Origin of the sequence: Paraburkholderia sp. SIMBA_053, assembly GCF_046534895.1 — a bacterium.
Lineage (GTDB): Bacteria > Pseudomonadota > Gammaproteobacteria > Burkholderiales > Burkholderiaceae > Paraburkholderia > Paraburkholderia caledonica.
The window spans coordinates 241,517-260,561 of record NZ_JAWRXU010000002.1 but is presented as its reverse complement, the minus strand read 5'-3'; the positions used below and the strand labels follow the sequence as shown (position 1 = coordinate 260,561).

At 62.6% G+C, this 19,045-nt stretch carries 13 protein-coding genes and 1 tRNA gene; 6 read left to right on the top strand and 8 right to left on the bottom strand.

The annotated features are described in order from the left end of the window. Positions 1-263: 263 nt before the first annotated feature. From fixL to folD, 3 genes are all read left to right on the top strand, one after another. A complete protein-coding gene (gene fixL, locus SB753_RS07705) occupies positions 264-2,780 on the top strand; it encodes an oxygen sensor histidine kinase FixL (protein ID WP_087754038.1) in 2,517 nt (838 codons plus the stop codon). Then, a complete protein-coding gene (fixJ, locus tag SB753_RS07700) occupies positions 2,777-3,424 on the top strand; it encodes an oxygen response regulator transcription factor FixJ (protein ID WP_020065489.1) in 648 nt (215 codons plus the stop codon). The genes fixL and fixJ overlap by 4 nt, the downstream gene beginning before the upstream one ends. Before the next feature lie 355 nt (positions 3,425-3,779). Next, the gene (folD, locus tag SB753_RS07695) at positions 3,780-4,640 is read left to right on the top strand and encodes a bifunctional methylenetetrahydrofolate dehydrogenase/methenyltetrahydrofolate cyclohydrolase FolD (protein WP_020065487.1); all 861 of its coding nucleotides are present in this window, start codon (positions 3,780-3,782) and stop codon (positions 4,638-4,640) included. A gap of 323 nt (positions 4,641-4,963) precedes the next feature. On the opposite strand, the gene SB753_RS07690 is transcribed toward folD, so the two are convergent. Then, a complete protein-coding gene (locus SB753_RS07690) occupies positions 4,964-6,106 on the bottom strand; it encodes an acyltransferase family protein (protein ID WP_410799843.1) in 1,143 nt (380 codons plus the stop codon). A gap of 278 nt (positions 6,107-6,384) precedes the next feature. Between SB753_RS07690 and SB753_RS07685 the strand changes: the two genes are divergently transcribed. Next, complete coding sequence (locus tag SB753_RS07685; protein WP_410799841.1) at positions 6,385-8,493, top strand: M3 family metallopeptidase; 2,109 nt, start codon at positions 6,385-6,387, stop codon at positions 8,491-8,493. Between the two features lie 113 nt (positions 8,494-8,606). Here the strand turns inward: SB753_RS07685 and SB753_RS07680 are convergent, their stop codons facing one another. Further along, positions 8,607-9,899, bottom strand: coding sequence for an amidohydrolase family protein (locus SB753_RS07680; protein WP_410799839.1), 1,293 nt, complete (start codon positions 9,897-9,899; stop codon positions 8,607-8,609). 222 nt (positions 9,900-10,121) lie between these two features. Here SB753_RS07680 and SB753_RS07675 point away from each other — a divergent pair, with 222 nt between their 5' ends. Then, complete coding sequence (locus SB753_RS07675; protein WP_410799837.1) at positions 10,122-10,820, top strand: aspartate/glutamate racemase family protein; 699 nt, start codon at positions 10,122-10,124, stop codon at positions 10,818-10,820. Positions 10,821-10,926: 106 nt separating this feature from the next. Here the strand turns inward: SB753_RS07675 and SB753_RS07670 are convergent. Together SB753_RS07670 and SB753_RS07665 are read right to left on the bottom strand one after the other, a co-directional pair. Continuing rightward, positions 10,927-11,003 (bottom strand) — tRNA-Met (locus SB753_RS07670). 113 nt (positions 11,004-11,116) lie between these two features. Continuing rightward, positions 11,117-11,404, bottom strand: coding sequence for a hypothetical protein (locus tag SB753_RS07665; RefSeq protein ID WP_020065482.1), 288 nt, complete (start codon positions 11,402-11,404; stop codon positions 11,117-11,119). A gap of 191 nt (positions 11,405-11,595) precedes the next feature. Between SB753_RS07665 and xth the strand changes: the two genes are divergently transcribed. Then, a complete protein-coding gene (gene xth / locus SB753_RS07660) occupies positions 11,596-12,372 on the top strand; it encodes an exodeoxyribonuclease III (protein WP_310065475.1) in 777 nt (258 codons plus the stop codon). 86 nt (positions 12,373-12,458) lie between these two features. Here xth and SB753_RS07655 read toward each other — a convergent pair whose 3' ends face one another. The 4 genes from SB753_RS07655 to glnA all read right to left on the bottom strand — a co-directional run bounded on the left by SB753_RS07655 (position 12,459) and on the right by glnA (position 19,043). Continuing rightward, positions 12,459-14,594, bottom strand: coding sequence for a prolyl oligopeptidase family serine peptidase (locus SB753_RS07655; protein WP_410799835.1), 2,136 nt, complete (start codon positions 14,592-14,594; stop codon positions 12,459-12,461). Between the two features lie 181 nt (positions 14,595-14,775). Then, positions 14,776-16,293 (bottom strand): nitrogen regulation protein NR(I), encoded by a 1,518-nt coding sequence (gene ntrC / locus SB753_RS07650; protein WP_288823540.1) that lies wholly within the window; start codon positions 16,291-16,293, stop codon positions 14,776-14,778. Positions 16,294-16,341: 48 nt separating this feature from the next. Then, positions 16,342-17,484, bottom strand: a complete 1,143-nt coding sequence (gene glnL / locus SB753_RS07645) for a nitrogen regulation protein NR(II) (RefSeq protein WP_020065478.1) — start codon at positions 17,482-17,484, stop codon at positions 16,342-16,344. A 143-nt stretch (positions 17,485-17,627) separates the two neighbouring features. Further along, complete coding sequence (glnA, locus tag SB753_RS07640; RefSeq protein WP_020065477.1) at positions 17,628-19,043, bottom strand: type I glutamate--ammonia ligase; 1,416 nt, start codon at positions 19,041-19,043, stop codon at positions 17,628-17,630. Positions 19,044-19,045: the final 2 nt, after the last annotated feature.

Here is a 19,045-nt window from a genome sequence, read left to right as displayed (position 1 = left end):
GGATATAGAGGAACGCTCTTTGGACAGACGACGCGGACGAAGCACGGCCGCGGCAGCTTCGGCCGATTGTAATAAGGGTCCCGACGTCCACGCAACAAAATTTTCGAATTACGAGATCGGTTATCATAATGCGGAAAATTGTTGCGGCGCAACCTGATTTGACTGCCTTTTGACGGATACGCGAGCTAGTGTGCGCCGATTAACGGCACTTTCCGTGATTTTTGCGCCATTTGGGAAGTACGCGCTGCGCTACAATGCCACGCATGTTGACCGAACGGCTTTTCGCTCGCTCGGCGCGCACCGCCGGTTCGCCGGCGGATTCGACGCCGTCCTCCCGCTGGCACCATGGACCATGGTGGTCGAATTCCTATTTGCTCACGCCGCTCCTGTCGATCCTGGTTTTCCTGGTCGTCATGAGCCTGATTCTTTGGAGCCTGAACCGGCGCGAGCAGCAGCAACAGGAAGACACGCTCTACCGTAACGTCGCATGGGCCCAGCAGCAGATCCGCCTGTCCATGACGGGCGCGCAAGAACAGATCCAGGCTCTCGCCCGCGACCTCGTGGCGGGCCACGCCGATCCGCAGTCGTTCCAGGTGTCCACCACGGACATCATGCAGGGGCATCCCGAGATCCTCTACATGAACTGGTACACGAGCCAGCAGCAGCCGCGCTGGCCCAGCACGGCGCTTCCGGTATTCGGACAGCGGCTCGCGAAGCCTAACGACACCCAGATGGACGAGGCAGTGAAAGCCGCCTTCACCGAGGCGCGCAGCACGCGCCGCCAGGTCTACTCGCCGCTCATCTACGACGACCTCGGCAACGGCTACATCACGTTGCAAACACCGGTCTATCGCGACCGCGAATTTCTCGGCTCGATTGCCGCCGTGTTTTCAGTCGAAGGCATTCTGAAGCACGACATCCCGCCCGAGCTGTCGGCCAAGTACAAGATTTCGATCATCGACGCGAACAACCGCGAGCTGACCACCACGTCCACGCGCCCGCGCCTGCCGCGCGACATGTTCTACGACCTGCCGCTCGACCCGCCGGGCCAGGGTGTCTCGGTGCGCGTCTATGCGTTCCCGCAAATGACCAATTTCACCAACAACACACTCGTGTGGCTGGTGGCAGGTCTATCGTGTTTCGTGCTGTGGAGTCTGTGGAGTTTGTGGAAACACACGCGGCAGCGTTTCGAGGCGCAACAGGCGCTTTACGCCGAAGCGTTTTTCCGTCGTGCGATGGAAAATTCCGTGCTGATCGGCATGCGCGTGCTCGACATGCACGGCCGCATCACACACGTGAATCCGGCGTTTTGCCGGATGACCGGCTGGGACGAAAGCGACCTTGTCGGCAAGACCGCGCCGTTCGCTTACTGGCCGCGCGACGCTTATCCGGAGATGCAGCGTCAGCTCGACATGACGCTGCGCGGCAAGGCGCCCTCTTCGGGCTTCGAATTGCGCGTGCGCCGCAAAGACGGCTCCACGTTCCACGCGCGCCTCTACGTATCGCCGCTCATCGACAGTTCGGGCCGCCAGACCGGCTGGATGTCGTCGATGACCGACATCACCGAACCCAAGCGCGCGCGTGAAGAACTCGCCGCCGCACACGAGCGCTTCACGACCGTGCTGGAGAGCCTCGACGCCGCCGTCTCGGTGCTCGCCGCCGATGAAGCCGAACTGCTGTTCGCGAACCGCTACTACCGGCACCTGTTCGGGATCCGCCCTGACGGCCACCTGGAATTGGCGGGCGGCGGGTTCGATAGCGCACAGGCGTCGTCGGATTCGATCGATATGGTGGATACCTACGCCGGACTGCCCGCCGCCGCGTTGACGGAGAGCACGGCAGACGCGCAGGAAATCTATGTGCAAAGCATCCAGAAATGGTTCGAAGTGCGCCGCCAGTACATTCAATGGGTGGACGGCCACCTTGCGCAGATGCAGATTGCAACCGACATCACCACGCGCAAGCAGGCGCAGGAACTGTCGCGCCAGCAGGACGAAAAACTGCAGTTCACGAGCCGGCTGATGACCATGGGCGAAATGGCCTCGTCGCTCGCGCACGAACTGAATCAGCCGCTCGCCGCGATCAATAACTATTGCTCGGGAACCGTTGCACTGGTTAAATCCGGTCGGACGACGCCGGACAACCTGCTGCCCGTGCTCGAAAAGACCGCCCAGCAGGCGGTGCGCGCCGGCATGATCATCAAGCGGATTCGCGAGTTCGTGAAACGCAGCGAGCCCAAGCGTCAGGCTACGCGCGTGGCGGACATCGTCGCAGACGCGGTGGGCCTCGCGGAGATCGAGGTGCGCAAGCGGCGCATTCGCATCGTCACCGACATGCGCTCGCGGTTGCCCGTCATTTACGTCGACCCGGTGCTGATCGAGCAGGTGCTGGTCAACCTGCTCAAGAACGGCGCCGAGGCGATGGCCGAAGCGCGGCCCAATGCGGTCGATCCGGTGATCCGCGTGGTCGTGCGGCTGGAAAGCGGCTTTGTCTGCATCAGCGTCGTCGACCAGGGTCCGGGTGTCGACGAAGCAACGGCCGAGCGGCTGTTCGAACCGTTTTACAGCACCAAGTCCGATGGTATGGGCATGGGGCTGAACATTTGCCGTTCGATTATCGAATCGCACCGCGGCCGTCTGTGGGTGGTCAACAACGTCGAGTCAGACGGCCACATCACGGGCGCCACGTTCCATTGCAGTCTGCCTATTGGAGAGCCCGACGGCCCGAGCAACGGCGGGTCAGAGGCGCCGACACCACAAACCGTTACGGGAGAGCTATGAACAGCCCAGTCACCACACAGGAAACTGTCTTTGTCGTCGACGACGACGAGGCCGTGCGAGATTCGCTGCGCTGGCTGCTGGAGGCAAACGGCTACCGCGTGCAGTGCTTTTCGAGCGCCGAGCAATTCATCGACGCATGGCAGCCGCATCAGCATCCGGGCCAGATAGCCTGCCTGATTCTCGATGTGCGGATGTCCGGCATGAGCGGACTGGAACTGCAGGAGCGCCTGATCGCCGACAATGCGTCGCTGCCGATCATCTTCGTGACAGGTCATGGCGATGTGCCGATGGCAGTGTCCACGATGAAAAAAGGCGCGATGGACTTCATCGAAAAGCCGTTCGACGAAGCCGAGTTGCGCAAGCTCGTCGAGCGCATGCTCGACAAGGCGCGCAGCGAAAGCACGAGCGTGCAGCAGCAGCGCGCGGCCGCCGAGCGTCTCGGCAAGCTCACCGCCCGCGAACATCAGGTGCTGGAGCGGATCATTGCCGGCCGCCTGAACAAGCAGATCGCCGACGACCTCGGCATCAGCATCAAGACGGTCGAAGCGCACCGCGCGAACATCATGGAAAAGCTGAACGTCAACACGGTCGCCGACCTGTTGCGACTCGCGTTGTCGAACAAACCGCAGCAAGCGGCACAATAAGCGCCGGCGGCGTGCTTCAGGCGCGCCTTCTGCCGCGCTTAACGCGAACTGAAAGGCCGTCGCCCCCGGCGGCCCGGTCGGCGCGGTCGGTCCACACGGCCCCCAAGCGGCCGGACTACCCAGTCCGGCCTTTCGCCGGTTCTTCCTCGCTACTTCTTCGTCAAGGCAAGCGCTCGCGTCGATCGGACGTCATCGGCATGACCGCGCACGCCGGTATAATGACGGACTTTGCAGCGGCGCCTAGCTCCGATTGGCGTCACGTGCTTTTCTTGCGCCGACCCGTTCCCGCTGAAAAACGCCACGGTGCGCGGCACGCGCGCTGCTCCGCTTTCCATACTGTCCCTCTCGACCGACCATGACTGCCAAACTGATCGACGGCCTCGCCCTTTCCAAGACCCTGCGCGCCGACGTGGCCGCGCGCGCCGCCGCACTCACCGCTCGCGGCCATCAGCCGGGGCTTGCCGTCGTGCTGGTCGGCGACAATCCGGCAAGCGAAGTCTATGTGCGCAACAAGGTCAAGGCGTGCCACGACAACGGTCTCGGCTCATCGCTCGACCGCTATCCGGCCGATCTGCCGGAAGCCGAACTGCTCGAACGTATCGACGAACTGAACCGCGATCCGCGCATCCACGGCATTCTCGTGCAGCTTCCGCTGCCGCCGCATATCGATAGCCACAAGGTGATCGAGGCGATCGCGCCCGAGAAAGACGTGGACGGTTTCCACGTCGCCAATGCCGGCGCATTGCTGACCGGCCAGCCGCTGTTTCGCCCGTGCACGCCGTACGGCGTGATGAAGATGTTTGCGGCTTACGACATTCCGCTTCAGGGCGCGAACGCGGTGGTGATAGGACGCTCGAACATTGTCGGCAAGCCCATGGCGCTGTTGCTGCTCGAAGCGGGCGCCACGGTCACGATCTGTCACAGCAAAACGCGCGATCTGGCCGCGCATACGCGCAACGCCGACATCGTGGTGGCCGCCACCGGCCTGCGCAACATTCTCACCGCCGACATGGTGAAGCCGGGCGCGGCCGTGATCGACGTCGGCATGAATCGCGACGAAGCCGGCAAGCTGTGCGGCGACGTGGATTTTGCAGGCGTCAAGGAAGTGGCCGGCTACATAACGCCGGTGCCGGGCGGCGTCGGCCCGATGACAATTACGATGTTGCTCGTCAACACGATCGAAGCCGCGGAACGTGAGGCCGCGCGGCACGCTTGAGGTAAAAAAGAAAGCGCTGAGCGTTGCCCTGCCCCGCGCTTTCAACTCGCTTCGCACCCTACTCGGAGGTCGGCTCTCGCATCAGTTCGAGCCGACCTCCCGCTTCGCTTCCTGCCTCGCTTTCAGACTCACTTACTGCAACACCTTAAAACACCCTCGCGTCGCTTCCAGCCGACGTCTCGTCATCTCCTCGCCCTGCTCCCCGCCCCGCTCATTTCGAATGTCTGTCTCACACGCATCGCGTCTCACGGCGTTGCCGTCGCAGTAAACGAAACCCGTCACTCCAAGCCTGGATTGACCGCCCCACACATTCACCACACGCTCTAGCGCGCGGCCTGCTCGCTCACCGGCACGCCGTCGGGACGCGGCGCCCGCCGGCGCGCGAGGCGCCCACGGCACCACGTCAGCACCGGCCGCTCGACGCAGTGCCACGACAAAGCCGCGCAGAGCAGGATAAACGGGGCGGCGATCAGCACTGCCGTCACATGGCTCAACTGCGGAGCGATATTCGCGACGCATTGCTGCACCATGAAGCCATACAGGTAGATTCCGTACGAGTAGTCATGGCGCGGCACGAACCGCCGCAACAGCGGCGTCGTCCCTATCCACAGTACGCCGTACACAAAAGCCAGATAGAACAGCGGCTGCGCGCCGGCCGTGTCGCGGAAGACGAGGAACACCATGGTGAATGCGAGCGCTGTCAGGCCGTCGATACTGATCCGCTCCCGCAAGCCATACAGCAGCATGCCAAGCATGAAAAACGGCTCCGGCCAGAACGAATAGCCGCCGGGCGTCTCGGTGAAGTCGCGCAGGCCAATCTGTGCGAGCGGCAGCGAATGCGGCGTCAGATGCGGCGGCAAATGCACGCGCAGCACGAAAGCGGCAATGCCGAGCGCCGCCGCGAGCGCGACGCCGCGCGCGCTCGACAGCAACCCGAGCAAGCCGGTTGCGAGCACGATCAGGTAGCAGCGTACTTCGAGCGGCAGCGTCCACAACGGGCCGCACACATCGACGGGAAAGCGGTTGTGTTCGAACACCCCCGGCAGCGCCCAGCCGGTTTTCATCACGATGGTCGAGAAGTTGTCCAGATTCGCCCACGTCATGCCCGAACTGAAGTACTCACGCAGCGGCAGCGTCGTGAAAAGCGGTCCGACGATGAAAACCGTAACGAGCGATCCAACCGCCACCGCCGGCCACAGGCGTGCAATCCGCAGCACGGCGAAGCGCGGCACCGAGCGTTGGCGGTCGAAGCTCGCGGTCACCAGCATGCCGCTCAGCAAAAAAAACGCGTACACACCGAGCGCGCCGAAACCGTCGAAACCGAGCGCGTTTTCGACCCAGTCGGTCGTGCCGTCCGGTGACTGCAGCAGATACGAATGGCCATACACCACGGCCACGGCGGCCAGCAGCCGCACGAGGTCGAAATTGTTGCCTTTGCGCGATAAAGCGTGCGAAAGCGGGGTCATCGGTACCTCTCCTGCTGAAAAGCGTCGCAACGCGATAGACACGTCAGAATGCGGCGCGGCACCATTTGGCACCGTTCGTTTTCGCACAAAAGCGCTACAGGCGGCCACATCTGCTAATTTGTGTGCCGGCAATTGGAATCGGCGCGCCCCGCCCCAATAATGCTGATGTGCGGTGTAATAACCGCCATGAGCCGCCACGAGCCGCCGCAGCGCGCACGCGGCTCAAGCACCGATTAAAGTACCGATTACCCGTTCACCCGCGTCAGACAGGAAGCCTCATGTCCACTACCGTCTCGAATCACGACAATCCGCTCCTCGATTTCTCCGACCTGCCGCGCTTTGGCGACATCCGCCCCGAACATGTCACGCCCGCACTCGACGTGCTGCTCGCCGATGCGGCCGCCGCCGTCGAACGCGCCGCCCAGCCGATCACGCCCGCTTCGTGGGCCGATGTCGTCGAGCCCGTCGAGCGCGCGACCGAACCGCTGTCGCGCGCCTGGAGCGTCGTGGGCCATCTGAACGCCGTCGCCGACACGCCCGAGTTGCGCGCCGTGTATGGCGAAAATCTGCCGCGCGTGACCGAGTTCTGGTCGAGCGTCGGTCAGAATCTCGCGCTCTACGAGAAGTACAAGACGCTGAACGCGAGCGATGAATTCGCCTCGCTGACGAGCGAACGCAAGAAAATTCTTGGCAACGCGCTGCGCGACTTCCGTTTGTCCGGCGCGGAATTGCCTGAAGACCAGAAGCCGCATTTCGCCGAGTTGCAGGAACGTCAGGCAGCGTTGTCGAAAGCGTTTTCGGACCACGTGCTCGATGCGACCAACGCCTACGCGTATTTCGTCGAAGCCGGCAACGAGGCGGAACTGGCCGGCCTGCCGGAAGACGTGATCGAGGCCGCGAAGGAAGCCGCCGAGCGCGAAGGCAAGACCGGCTACAAGTTCACGCTGCATTTCCCGTCGTACTTCCCGGTCATGCAGTACTCGGAAAACCGTCCGATGCGCGAAGCCATGTACCGCGCATATGTGACGCGCGCATCCGAACTGGGCCCGCAATACGGCAAGGGCAAGCCCGAATGGGACAACACGTCGGTGCTCGCCGACCAGTTGAAGCTGCGTGCCGAAGAAGCGCATATGCTCGGCTACAAGAATTTCGCCGAGGTATCGCTCGCGCCCAAAATGGCCGAATCGCCGGAACAGGTCATGGCTTTTCTCGAAGACCTCGCCACGCGCGCGCGACCGCATGCGGAACAGGACTGGAAGGAGTTGCGCGAATTCGCTTTGAGCGAACTCGGCTTGAGCGATCTGCAACCGTGGGACATGACGTTCGCCGCCGAACGTCTGCGTCAGAAGCGCTATTCGTTCTCAGAGAACGAGGTCAAACAGTATTTCCCTGAAGACGCCGTGTTCAAAGGCCTGTTCAAGGTGACGGAAACGCTCTTCGGCGTGCGCATCCGCCGCGACGAAGCAGCCGTCTGGCATCCGGACGTGCGCTTTTTCCGCGTCGAAAACCAGGACGGCGGCCTTGTCGCGCAGTTCTATCTCGACCTGTATGCACGCGAAGGCAAACGCGGCGGCGCCTGGATGGACGACGCGCGCGGCCGTCACAAACATACGCATGGCGGCGTGCAAACGCCGGTTGCTTATCTGACCTGCAACTTTTCTGCGCCGGTCGGCGGCAAGCCGGCCTGCTTCACGCACGACGAAGTCATCACGCTTTTCCACGAATTTGGGCACGGCCTGCATCACATGCTCACGCGTGTGGACGAGCTCGGGGTTTCGGGCATCAACGGTGTGGAATGGGACGCGGTCGAACTACCGTCGCAATTCATGGAGAACTTCTGCTGGGAGTGGGATGTGCTCTCGGACATGACGTCGCACGTCGAAACCGCGCAGCCGCTGCCGCGTGAACTGTTCGACAAGATGCTGGCCGCGAAGAATTTCCAGAGCGGTCTCGGCACGTTGCGCCAGATCGTGTTTTCCATGTTCGACATGCAGTTGCATACCGGCTTCGACGCAGCAGGCACGAAGAACGCGACCGAACTTGCAAGCGAGATCAACGAGCGCTTTCATGTCGTGCCGCAGGCGCCGTTCTCGCGTTGGCCGAACACGTTCAGCCATATTTTTGCCGGCGGTTATGCGGCCGGCTACTACAGCTACAAGTGGGCCGAAGTGCTGTCCGCCGACGCCTACGCGGCATTCGAGGAAGCGGCGCAGGCCGCGAGCGGCAGCGTGCTCGACCAGACAACCGGCATGCGTTACCGCAAGGAGATTCTCGAAGTGGGCGGCAGCCGTCCGGCGATGGAATCGTTCAAGGCGTTCCGCGGACGCGAGCCGAACATCGACGCCTTGTTGCGACACAACGGCATGACGCCCGCCGCGGCGCATTGAACGCCGCACGATGCGCGGAGGAAACCCTCGGCGCATCGATCAGTGCCGATGTAAAGAAGCCGGTGTTCCGCGCGAGCGGACACCGGCTTTTCTTTAGCTAAAACCTGCCGCGCTCAACTGCGATGCAGCTTGAAATCCACCTCTGCGGGACGCCCTTCGAGCGACAGCGCCGCGCGCGCAGCCGGCGCACGGCTCACCACCTTGCCGCGGCTTATTACCGCCAGTCGCGCCGCGCGCAAACGGATCGCTTCGACCGGATCGCGCGCGTCGAGCAGCACGAGATTGGCTGCGCAGCCGGGCGCGACGCCATAGCCTTCCAGACCGAGAATGCGCGCTGCGTTCACCGTGACCGCGTCGAAACACGCGTGCATGCCTTCGACGCCTGTCATCTGCGCGACGTGCAAGCCCATGTGCGCGACTTCGAGCATGTCGCCCGAGCCCAGGCTGTACCACGGATCCATCACGCAATCGTGCCCGAAGGCGACGTTGATACCCGCCGCCATCATCTCCGGCACGCGCGTCATGCCGCGCCGCTTGGGATACGTGTCGCTGCGTCCCTGTAACGTGATGTTGATGAGCGGATTCGCGATGGCCGCCACGCCCGATTCGCGCATGAGCGGCAAGAGCTTGCTCACGTAGTAGTTGTCCATTGAATGCATCGACGTCAGATGCGAGCCGGTGACGCGCCCATGCAAGCCGAGACGCTGCGTCTCGGCCGCGAGCGTTTCGATGTGGCGCGACATGGGGTCGTCCGATTCATCGCAATGCATGTCCACGCGCAGCCCCTGCTCCGCCGCATACTCGCACAGCATGCGCACCGACTGCGCGCCGTCGGCCATGGTGCGTTCGAAATGCGGAATGCCGCCGACCACGTCGACGCCCATTGCGATCGACCGCTTCAGGTTCTCGAAAGCGCCTGGGCTGCGCAGCACGCCGTCCTGAGGAAATGCCACCAGTTGCAGATCGAGATAAGGCGCGACGCGGCGCTTCACTTCGATGAGCGCCTCGACAGCGAGAAGACGCGGATCGCACACATCGACGTGACTGCGGATTGCAAGCAGCCCGCGCGCGACCGCCCAGTCGCAATACTGCATCGCGCGTTCGATCAACGCGTCCTGCGTAAGTTGCGGCTTCAGTTCGCCCCACAACGCAATGCCTTCGAGAAGCGTGCCCGACGCGTTCACGCGCGGCAAACCATACGAGAGCGTCGCGTCCATATGGAAATGCGGATCGACGAACGGCGGCGTGACGAGCGAGCCGGCGGCGTCGATTTCCTCGCGCGCGGCGGCGGCGAGATTCGATTCCACGGCAACGATGCGCCCCGCTTCAATGCCGATGTCGAGCGGCTGCCCGGCTAGCGGCGCGACGCTTTTCGGCAGCATCGCGTGGCGGATGATCAGATCCATCTCTCCCTCCTTGTCTGTATGTCCGTGCGCTGTGGCTGATGACGATTCTATCGGCGCCAGAAAGTATGCGCAGGTTGTATCTGGCGTCTTATCTACCGCTTTATCCGGCGTTTTGTCCGCTTGCCGTACCGGCGAGTGCCGCGAAATCCGTACCGGCGGCGTGCACCGCCGCGCACCTATACTCAGCTCAGTCAGCAAGACGCAATGATCGGGAGCATGCAGATGAAGACGATAGGAGTGATTGGCGGAATGAGCTGGGAGTCGTCCGCCGAGTATTACAGGCTGCTCAACCGTCACGCGAAGGCGCGCCTGGGCGGTCATCACAACGCACGCAGCCTGATGCTGACCGTGGACTTTGCGCCAATCGAAGCAGATCAGCGCGCGGGCGACTGGGGCGCGCTCGGCGAGAGGATGGCCGACGCGGCGCGTCAACTGGAACGCGGCGGCGCCGAGCTGGTGATGCTCGCCACCAATACGATGCATCGCGTGTATGAATCGATCGAGCAGGCGATCAACGTACCGTTTCTGCATATCGCCGATCCGACCGGCACCGCGTTGCGCGCGGCGGGCGTCGCGCGCGTCGGCTTGCTCGGCACGCGCTATACGATGGAGCAGACGTTTTACACAGGCCGACTGCACGAGCGCTATGGACTCGAGACTTTGGTGCCCGAAGAAGCAGAACGCGCGGACATACACCGCATCATTTACGACGAGTTATGTCACGGCAACGTGAACAGCGAATCGCGCGCGGTGTATCAAAACGTGATCGAATCGCTGGCTTCGCGTGGTGCGCAAGCGGTGATTCTCGGTTGCACCGAAATCACGTTGCTGATCAAGCCGGAAGATTCTGTTCTGCCCGTCTTCGATACCACGGCGTTGCATGCGCAAACGGCGGTTGAGTGGGCGATTGGAACGCAGTAGTGCCAGACGACGCGCGATTGCATTTCATCGCAATCGCAGCGCCACAATTGCGGCGCTACAAGTTAAAAAGCCCGCTGGTTTGCGCCAGCGGGCTTTCAACAATGCTTGGTTGCGGGGACAGGATTTGAACCTGTGACCTTCGGGTTATGAGCCCGACGAGCTGCCAGACTGCTCCACCCCGCGTCAGAGAAAAAGGATTGTATAGAGATGTGAGCTATACGTCAAACGATCCCGCAACAATCGCATGATTCATTAGAGCGAAGCACGAACGAAAGCGCAAAAGGAGCATCTGTGGCTCACAGATCCAGCACAGTCGCGCCCTCGATCTTGCCGTCGATAATATCCGCGCCGTACTGGCTCGCGCTGCGTTTGGCCACGCCGAAATCGGAGAACGTTGCAGGCAGCACGAGACGGAACACGCGGCTCGCCTTCGACCCGCTGATTGCGCCGGGACGACACACGCGCACCGCGACGTCATAGCCTTCCGCGTGCCGCTTGTGACCGTCGAACTTGTCGAACGCCCGCGAGAAAACCAGCGGATGCACTTCGAAGTCCTTATAAAGATCAGGATAAAGTTGAGCCATGATGCCCTCCGCTGCACGCCAGTGCCTGAGTAAGTCAAACTGTGAGTGTGATCCCCACTATACGCCGCGCGCGTCGCGCATCGGCTTTTTATTTTGGTTCGCTGCGCGTGGTTCGAGCCGCGCGAAAATCGTTTTGCCCCGTATGCGCTGGTAAGCTACGGCTCCCGCGCCATTCAGCTTGAGAATCTCCCGTGAAAATCGCCACCTGGAACGTCAACTCCCTCAAAGTCCGCCAACAGCATGTGATCGACTGGCTGGAAACCAGCGGCACCGACGTGCTGTGCCTTCAGGAACTGAAGCTGCCCGACGAGAAGTTCCCGCGCGCCGAACTCGAAGAGAAAGGTTACCGCAGCTGGTTCGCGGGCCAGAAGACGTACAACGGGGTCGGCATTCTCGTGCGCCAGGGTCTGAATGTGGACGAAAGCAGCATCGTGCGAAATATTCCCGGCTTTGAGGACTTGCAGCAGCGCGTGGTCGCGGCGACCGTCGAAGGCGTGCGCATTATTTCTGCGTACTTCCCGAACGGCCAGGCGCCCGGCACCGACAAATTCGCGTACAAGCTCCGCTGGCTCGCCGCGCTGCACAACTGGGTTGCAAGCGAAATGGCGCTGTATCCGAAGCTCGCGCTGCTCGGCGACTACAACATCGCACCGGACGACCGCGACGTGCACGATCCCAAGGCGTGGGAAGGCCAGAACCTCGTTTCGCCGGAAGAACGCGCCGAGTTCGTGCGGCTGATCGAATTGGGTCTCGTCGACGCATTCCGTCAGTTCGAACAGCCCGAAAAAATCTATTCGTGGTGGGACTACCGGATGATGGCGTTTCGCCGCAACGCGGGCCTGCGCATCGACCATATCCTGCTTTCAAAGCCGCTCTCTGAAGCCTGCACGTCATGCGAAGTGGACAAGGTGCCGCGCAAGTGGGACCAGCCGTCGGACCATGCACCGGTCGTCGCGCAGATCGGCTGACGAACACCGGCAAGATCAGGCCGGGTCTGGCGATGCCTAACCCGGCGGGGAGACACAAAGGCTCTCACAAAGCCTCTCCCGAAGCCTCAAGCGGAAGCGCTCAGCGTTCGCCATAAAAACTCGAAAACCATCGCATCGTGCTCGGCCTGCTCCAGTTCATCGGAGCCGCCGTGTCCTCCGTCCGTGTTTTCGCGGTACCACACGTTGTCGACGCCGAGCGCCTGCATGCGCGCGGCCATCTTTCGCGCATGGCCGGGATGCACGCGATCGTCGGCGGTGGATGTCGTGAACAGGACCGGCGGATACTTCACGCCGGCCGACACGTTGTGATAAGGGGAGTATGCGGCGAGTGCGCGCGCGTCGTCGGGGTCGTCGGGATCGCCGTATTCGTCGATCCATGACGCACCCGCATGCAGCAGGTGATAGCGGCTCATGTCGAGCAGCGGCACTTCGCAGATCACCGCGCCGAAGAGTTCGGGGCGCTGGACCATGCACGCTGCCACCAGCAGGCCTCCGTTGCTGCCGCCCTGAATGCCGAGTTGCGCGGCGCTCGTCACGCCGCTCGCGACGAGCGTTTGCGCCACGGCGATGAAGTCGTCGAACGCACGCTGCCGTTCTTCGCCTTGCGCCGCCGTGTGCCACTGAGTACCAAACTCGCCGCCGCCGCGGATGTGCGCGACCACGTACACGCCGCCACGCTCCAACCAGCCGATGCCCTGCCCCGTCAGATAACTCGGCAGCAATGGAATCGCGAAGCCGCCGTAGCCGGTCAGCAGGCAGGGCCGCGACGATTGCGAGGCCGGCTGCCCTCCTGCCGGGTCGTTGCATTGCTGATCCCGCGCGGTCCGCGGTCCGACCACCGTGTACGGTATCCGCGTGCCGTCCGCGGAGACTGCATGCCCGCGCGTCACCATGAAGCGCGTCGCGTCGAATTGTGTCGGCCAGCGCTCGAGCAGTTCCCACTCGTTGAGATCGTCACGGGCAAGATCGGCGAGCCAGTACGCGGGAGGCTGCAGATAGTCGTCGGTATCGACGAACACCTCGTCGTTCAGCGTCGACTCCACCGGCGAGACGTCGGCTTGCCCGTCCGGGTGCGATGGAAAGACGCGCCGCTGCCACTGCCATGTCTGATCGGCGGCTTGCGACGTAGTGAACAACAAGGTCTTGTTCTGCACGTCTTCCAGATACGAGACGATGAGCTGGTTGCGCGTATGCGTCCATTCGCACGCGGAGGTCTGCGCAGTCGGCATGAAGAGCGGTGTCACGTCACGCTCGCCGCGCAGGAACGCGGCTTCGCGAATCGCCAGCAACGCGCCGCCCGGATAGACGACGCCATTGCAGTGCCAGTCGAGGCGCGGTTCGAGCAACAGCCAGCCCTGCCAGCCGCTCACTGCCACGTGCGACGGCACATCATAAAGACGCCAGGCGTCGGCCGGAGCGTGAGCGCCATCGACGCCGCCCGCGTCGTCCAGGTAGTACGTGTGCGAGTCGAAGAAATCGACGCTGCTCACCACCGTGTGCCGCTTTTCCACCGGATCGTAATGCCCTTCCACGCCGATATCGCTAAACGCACCCTTGAACACGACGGGTGCATCGGCGAGCGCCGTGCCGCGCGTCCAGCGCCGCACTTCGCGCGGATAGCCGGAGCGCGTCAGGCTCTTGCGACCATTGTCCCATCCCACGTAAAGCGTGTTGCGGTCGATCCAGGATGCGGTGTGCTTGCCGGCCTTCGGGATCGCGAATCCGTCGTCGACAAAACGCCGCGTGTCGATGTCGAATTCGCGAACCACCAGCGCGTCCGAGCCGCCCGGCGACATCGTGATCAGCGCGCGATCGCCGTCGGGATAGAGAATGTCGAACTCCGAGCACACCCACGGCGTTCCTTCTGCTTTGCCGAGTGCATCGAAGTCGATCAGATTCTCCCATTCAGGCTTGCCGCCGCGCCATGCGGCCCAGGTCGTGCGCCGCCAGATGCCTTTGGGATTGCGCTCGTCCTGCCACAGGTCGTATGCCCATTCCTTCCAACGATCGGGAATCACCGGACGTTCGCGCGGCAAGTAGGCATCGGCGAGACGTTGCCTGAGCGTTTCGAACGGCACGCCGCTGCACCATGCGGCGCGCGTGCGGGCATTTTGCCTCTCGACCCACGCGAGCGCTTCAGGGGCGTCGAGCGCCTCGAGCCAGAGAAACGGGTCGGGAGAAACGGAAGAAGCAGAAGGCATCGTCGGCTGTCGAAGGAAAACAGCGTTGATTATGCCTTGCGACCGCGGAAGCCCGCTTCAATGGCTTCCGCGACTCGCGACGCGGGGTTACCGGGCGCAACATCTCGCGATCGGCCAGGGCGGGCGCCGCGCGCGCCATACCCTGAGCCGCCGCGCTCCGGTCAGTGGGAACGAACGAGCGTCAAGGCTCGAGATTGAGTTCCTGAATCTTGCGCGTAATCGTATTGCGCCCGATGCCCAGACGCTCCGCCGCCTCGACCTTGCGTCCGCGCGTAAAGTCGAGCGCCTCGCGGATCACTGCAGCTTCGAAGCGGCGCGCGAGTTCGTCCATCACATCGGCGGAGTTCTCGCGCAAGAGGCGTGCGACTTCCGTGCGCAGGCCGCCTTCCCAAGCGCTGACGGGCGTGGCGACCGGCATGCTGCCAGCCGCCGCGGAATGCGTGACCGGATTCATGCCGTTGATCGGCGCAGTACCCGCCAGGCTCGCGTCCGACGTGCCGAGCGCGGCGCCGCCACCGCCGGCAAGGTCGGTTGCACCGGCCTGCGCGGGACCGAGATCGGGCGGCAAGTCCTTGATCTCGATGGTCTGCGCGGGCGCCATCACCGTCAACCAGTTGGCGAGGTTTTCCAACTGCCGCACGTTGCCGGGAAACGGCAGCGACGCCAGATACGCGAGCGCCTCTTCCGACACCCGCTTGGACTCGACGCCAAGATCGCGCGCGCTTTTTTGCAGGAAGTGCCGCGTGAGCAAAGGAATGTCTTCGCTGCGCTCGCGCAATGCGGGCAAACGCAACCGGATCACGTTGAGACGGTGATACAGATCCTCGCGGAACAAACCCTGACGCACGCGCGATTCCAGATTCTGGTGCGTCGCCGCGATCACGCGCACATTGGCGCGCAGCGGGTTGTGTCCGCCGACACGATAGAACTGACCATCCGACAGCACGCGCAACAGACGCGTCTGCAAATCGAATGGCATATCGCCGATTTCGTCCAGAAAGAGCGTGCCGTTCTCGGCCTGTTCGAAGCGGCCCTGGCGCATTGCCTGCGCGCCGGTGAACGCGCCGCGCTCGTGGCCGAATAGTTCGGATTCCAACAGATCCTTTGGGATCGCGGCGGTGTTGAGCGCAATGAAGGGACCGTTCGCGCGTGGGCTATGTCGGTGCAGCGCACGCGCGACCAGTTCCTTTCCGGTGCCCGATTCGCCGGTAATGAGCACGGTTGCCGCGGAATGGGACAAACGTCCGATCGCGCGAAACATGTCTTGCATTGCCGGTGCCTGGCCGAGCATTTCCGGTGCATCGGCAACGCGCTCGTCCCACGTCTGTTCGCCGCGCATGCTCTCGTCCACGGCGCGGCGGATCAGTTCGACAGCCTTGTCGACGTCGAACGGCTTCGCGAGATATTCGAACGCGCCGCCCTGGAATGCGGCCACGGCGCTGTCGAGGTCCGAGAACGCCGTCATGATGATGACGGGCAAGCCCGGCACCTTGTCACGCACGGTTTGCAGCAATTCGAGGCCGGAGCCTCCGGGCATTCTGATGTCCGACACCAGCACCTGCGGGCTGTCGTGATCGAGCGCCGCCGACGCCTCGCGCACATTCGCGAAGCTGCGAGTCGCGAAGTTTTCGCGAGCGAGGGCTTTTTCAAGCACCCAGCGAATCGATTGATCGTCGTCTACTATCCAGATCGGCTTCATATAGGTCTGTCAGAAGTCTTGAGATGCCTGCAGTGTGCAGATGCGGTGTTAGCAGTCGAGCGGCAGCAGAATCTGAAACTCGGTGTGGCCAGGCCGGCTTTCCACTTCGATCAAACCGTCGTGTTGTTGCACGAACGTCTGCGCGAGCGTCAGGCCGAGACCGCTGCCATCCTCGCGCCCCGATACGAGCGGATAGAAGATGCGGTCACGGATTTCCTCGGGAATGCCGGGGCCGTTGTCGATGATATGCAAGTCCAGTGCCAGCTTACATAAGCGTTTCGACACCGTAATCTTGCGTGCGATGCGCGTGCGCAATTCGATGCGAGCGTCGCCTTGCGAAATGCGTTCGCGCAAAGCTTCGGCCGCGTTACGCACGATGTTCAGCAGCGCCTGGATCAATTGCTCCTTGTCGCCGCGCAGGTCCGGCACGCTCACGTCGTAATCGCGCTCGATGGTGAGCCCGCGCGGAAACTCCGCGAGAATCACCTGACGCACGCGCTCGCACACTTCGTGAATATTCACGTCCCCGACGATATGCGGATGACGGTGCGGCTCGAGCAACCGGTCCACGAGCGTCTGCAAGCGGTCCGATTCCTTGATGATGACCTGCGTGTATTCGCGCAACTCGTCGCGTTGACGCTCGCCGAGTTCGAATTCGAGCAATTGCGCCGCGCCGCGAATGCCGCCGAGCGGATTCTTGATTTCGTGCGCGAGATTGCGGATCAGCTGTTTATTGACGGCCGTCAGGTCGTTGATGCGCTCCTCGCGGTCGGTGCGCAAATGCCGCTCGTTCTCGAACAGTTCGAGCAACACGTAGTCTTGCGCGCTTTCCAGGAAGCCGACGATCGCGTGCACATGCAGCGGCTCGTGACCGGGCCGCTCGAGCACAGCATCCAGATGCGTCGCGTGGAAACGGTTCGCGGCGATCGAGGTGATGGTCGCGACCAACTCGTCCGCGTTCGAGAAAATGTCCGGCCACGCCATCTGCGTCAACTGCTTGCGCGAAAGCTCGAGCATCGACTCGGCCGACGGATTCGCAAACGCGACGCGCAGCGTGCGCTTCTCGAGTATCAGCACGACGGTGGGCAGTGCCTCGAAGCCCTGCAGCAAACCGGAAGCGACGAGCTGCGCGTCATCCGACAGCGTCTGCTCGTGCCCTTTGCGCGCCTTGATCAGATTTTTCAGAACCATCTTGCAGTCTGGCCGATAGGAGATGGTGGCAAATCACTGCGGCCGGTCCAACGAAAAAGGGACGGCGCCGCCGTCCCTTCGTGACCGATCGCGAGCGTCGGACAAAACGCTTCGCCGTTCGAAGGGCGAAGCGCCATTGCCGCTTACAGCGAGTAGTACATTTCGAACTCGATCGGGTGCACCGACTGACGATAACGTTGCAGCTCGTTCGTCTTCAGTTCGATGTACGCATCGAGCATCGAATCCGTGAACACGCCACCGCGCGTCAGGAATTCGCGGTCGCCGTCCAGCGCGTCCAAGGCCTGATCGAGGCCGGCACACACGGTCGGGATCTTTGCATCCTCTTCCGGCGGCAGGTCGTACAGGTTCTTGTCGGCAGCTTCGCCCGGATGAATCTTGTTCTGCACGCCGTCCAGACCCGCCATCATCAGCGCGGAGAAGCACAGGTACGGATTCGCCATCGGATCGGGGAAGCGCGTTTCGATACGGCGGCCCTTCGGGTTCGACACGTGCGGAATACGGATCGACGCCGAACGGTTGCGAGCCGAGTAAGCCAGCTTCACCGGTGCTTCGAAGTGCGGCACGAGACGCTTGTACGAGTTCGTCGACGGGTTCGTGATCGCGTTCAGCGCGCGAGCATGCTTGATGATGCCGCCGATGTAGAACAGCGCGAATTCCGACAGACCCGCGTAGCCGTTGCCTGCGAACAGGTTCTGGCCGTCCTTCCAGATCGACTGGTGAACGTGCATGCCCGAACCGTTATCGCCAACGATCGGCTTCGGCATGAACGTTGCCGTCTTGCCGTACGTGTGCGCGACGTTCTGGATGATGTACTTCATTTGCTGCAGCCAGTCGGCGCGTTGCACCAGCGTCGAGAACTTGGTGCCGATTTCATTCTGGCCCTGGCCCGCGACTTCGTGGTGATGCACTTCGACCGGAATGCCAATCTGTTCGAGCAGCAGGCACATTTCCGAACGGATGTCCTGGAACGTGTCGACCGGAGCGACCGGGAAGTAGCCGCCCTTCGTGCCCGGACGGTGGCCGGTGTTGCCGCCTTCGAATTCCTTCGACGACGACCACGGTGCTTCTTCAGAGCCGATCTTGACGAAGCAGCCCGACTGATCCGTGTTCCACTGAACCGAGTCGAAAATGAAGAATTCCGGCTCCGGACCGAAGAAGGCCGTGTCGCCCAGGCCCGAGCTCTTCAGATAGGCTTCAGCGCGCTTGGCGAGCGAGCGCGGGTCGCGCTCGTAGCCCTTGCCGTCCGCCGGTTCGACGACGTCGCAGGTCAGCACGAGCGTGGACTCTTCGTAGAACGGGTCGATGAAGGCCGTGTTCGCGTCCGGGACCAGCAACATATCCGATGCTTCGATGCCCTTCCAACCGGCAATCGACGAACCGTCAAACGCATGGCCGCTTTCGAACTTGTCTTCATCGAATGCCGACACCGGCACCGAAACGTGTTGCTCTTTGCCGCGCGTGTCGGTGAAACGGAAGTCGACAAACTTGACGTCTTCGTCTTTGACGAGTTGAACGACGTCGGCCACGGATTTACTCATAA

Bases quoted from the DNA above. Each gene is read 5' to 3' on its own strand.
- fixL (WP_087754038.1), top strand. From the start codon at position 264: ATGTTGACCGAACGGCTTTTCGCTCGCTCGGCGCGCACCGCCGGTTCG.
- fixJ (WP_020065489.1), top strand. From the start codon at position 2,777: ATGAACAGCCCAGTCACCACACAGGAAACTGTCTTTGTCGTCGACGAC.
- folD (WP_020065487.1), top strand. From the start codon at position 3,780: ATGACTGCCAAACTGATCGACGGCCTCGCCCTTTCCAAGACCCTGCGC.
- SB753_RS07690 (WP_410799843.1), bottom strand. From the start codon at position 6,106: ATGACCCCGCTTTCGCACGCTTTATCGCGCAAAGGCAACAATTTCGAC.
- SB753_RS07685 (WP_410799841.1), top strand. From the start codon at position 6,385: ATGTCCACTACCGTCTCGAATCACGACAATCCGCTCCTCGATTTCTCC.
- SB753_RS07680 (WP_410799839.1), bottom strand. From the start codon at position 9,899: ATGGATCTGATCATCCGCCACGCGATGCTGCCGAAAAGCGTCGCGCCG.
- SB753_RS07675 (WP_410799837.1), top strand. From the start codon at position 10,122: ATGAAGACGATAGGAGTGATTGGCGGAATGAGCTGGGAGTCGTCCGCC.
- SB753_RS07665 (WP_020065482.1), bottom strand. From the start codon at position 11,404: ATGGCTCAACTTTATCCTGATCTTTATAAGGACTTCGAAGTGCATCCG.
- SB753_RS07655 (WP_410799835.1), bottom strand. From the start codon at position 14,594: ATGCCTTCTGCTTCTTCCGTTTCTCCCGACCCGTTTCTCTGGCTCGAG.
- ntrC (WP_288823540.1), bottom strand. From the start codon at position 16,293: ATGAAGCCGATCTGGATAGTAGACGACGATCAATCGATTCGCTGGGTG.
- glnL (WP_020065478.1), bottom strand. From the start codon at position 17,484: ATGGTTCTGAAAAATCTGATCAAGGCGCGCAAAGGGCACGAGCAGACG.
- glnA (WP_020065477.1), bottom strand. From the start codon at position 19,043: ATGAGTAAATCCGTGGCCGACGTCGTTCAACTCGTCAAAGACGAAGAC.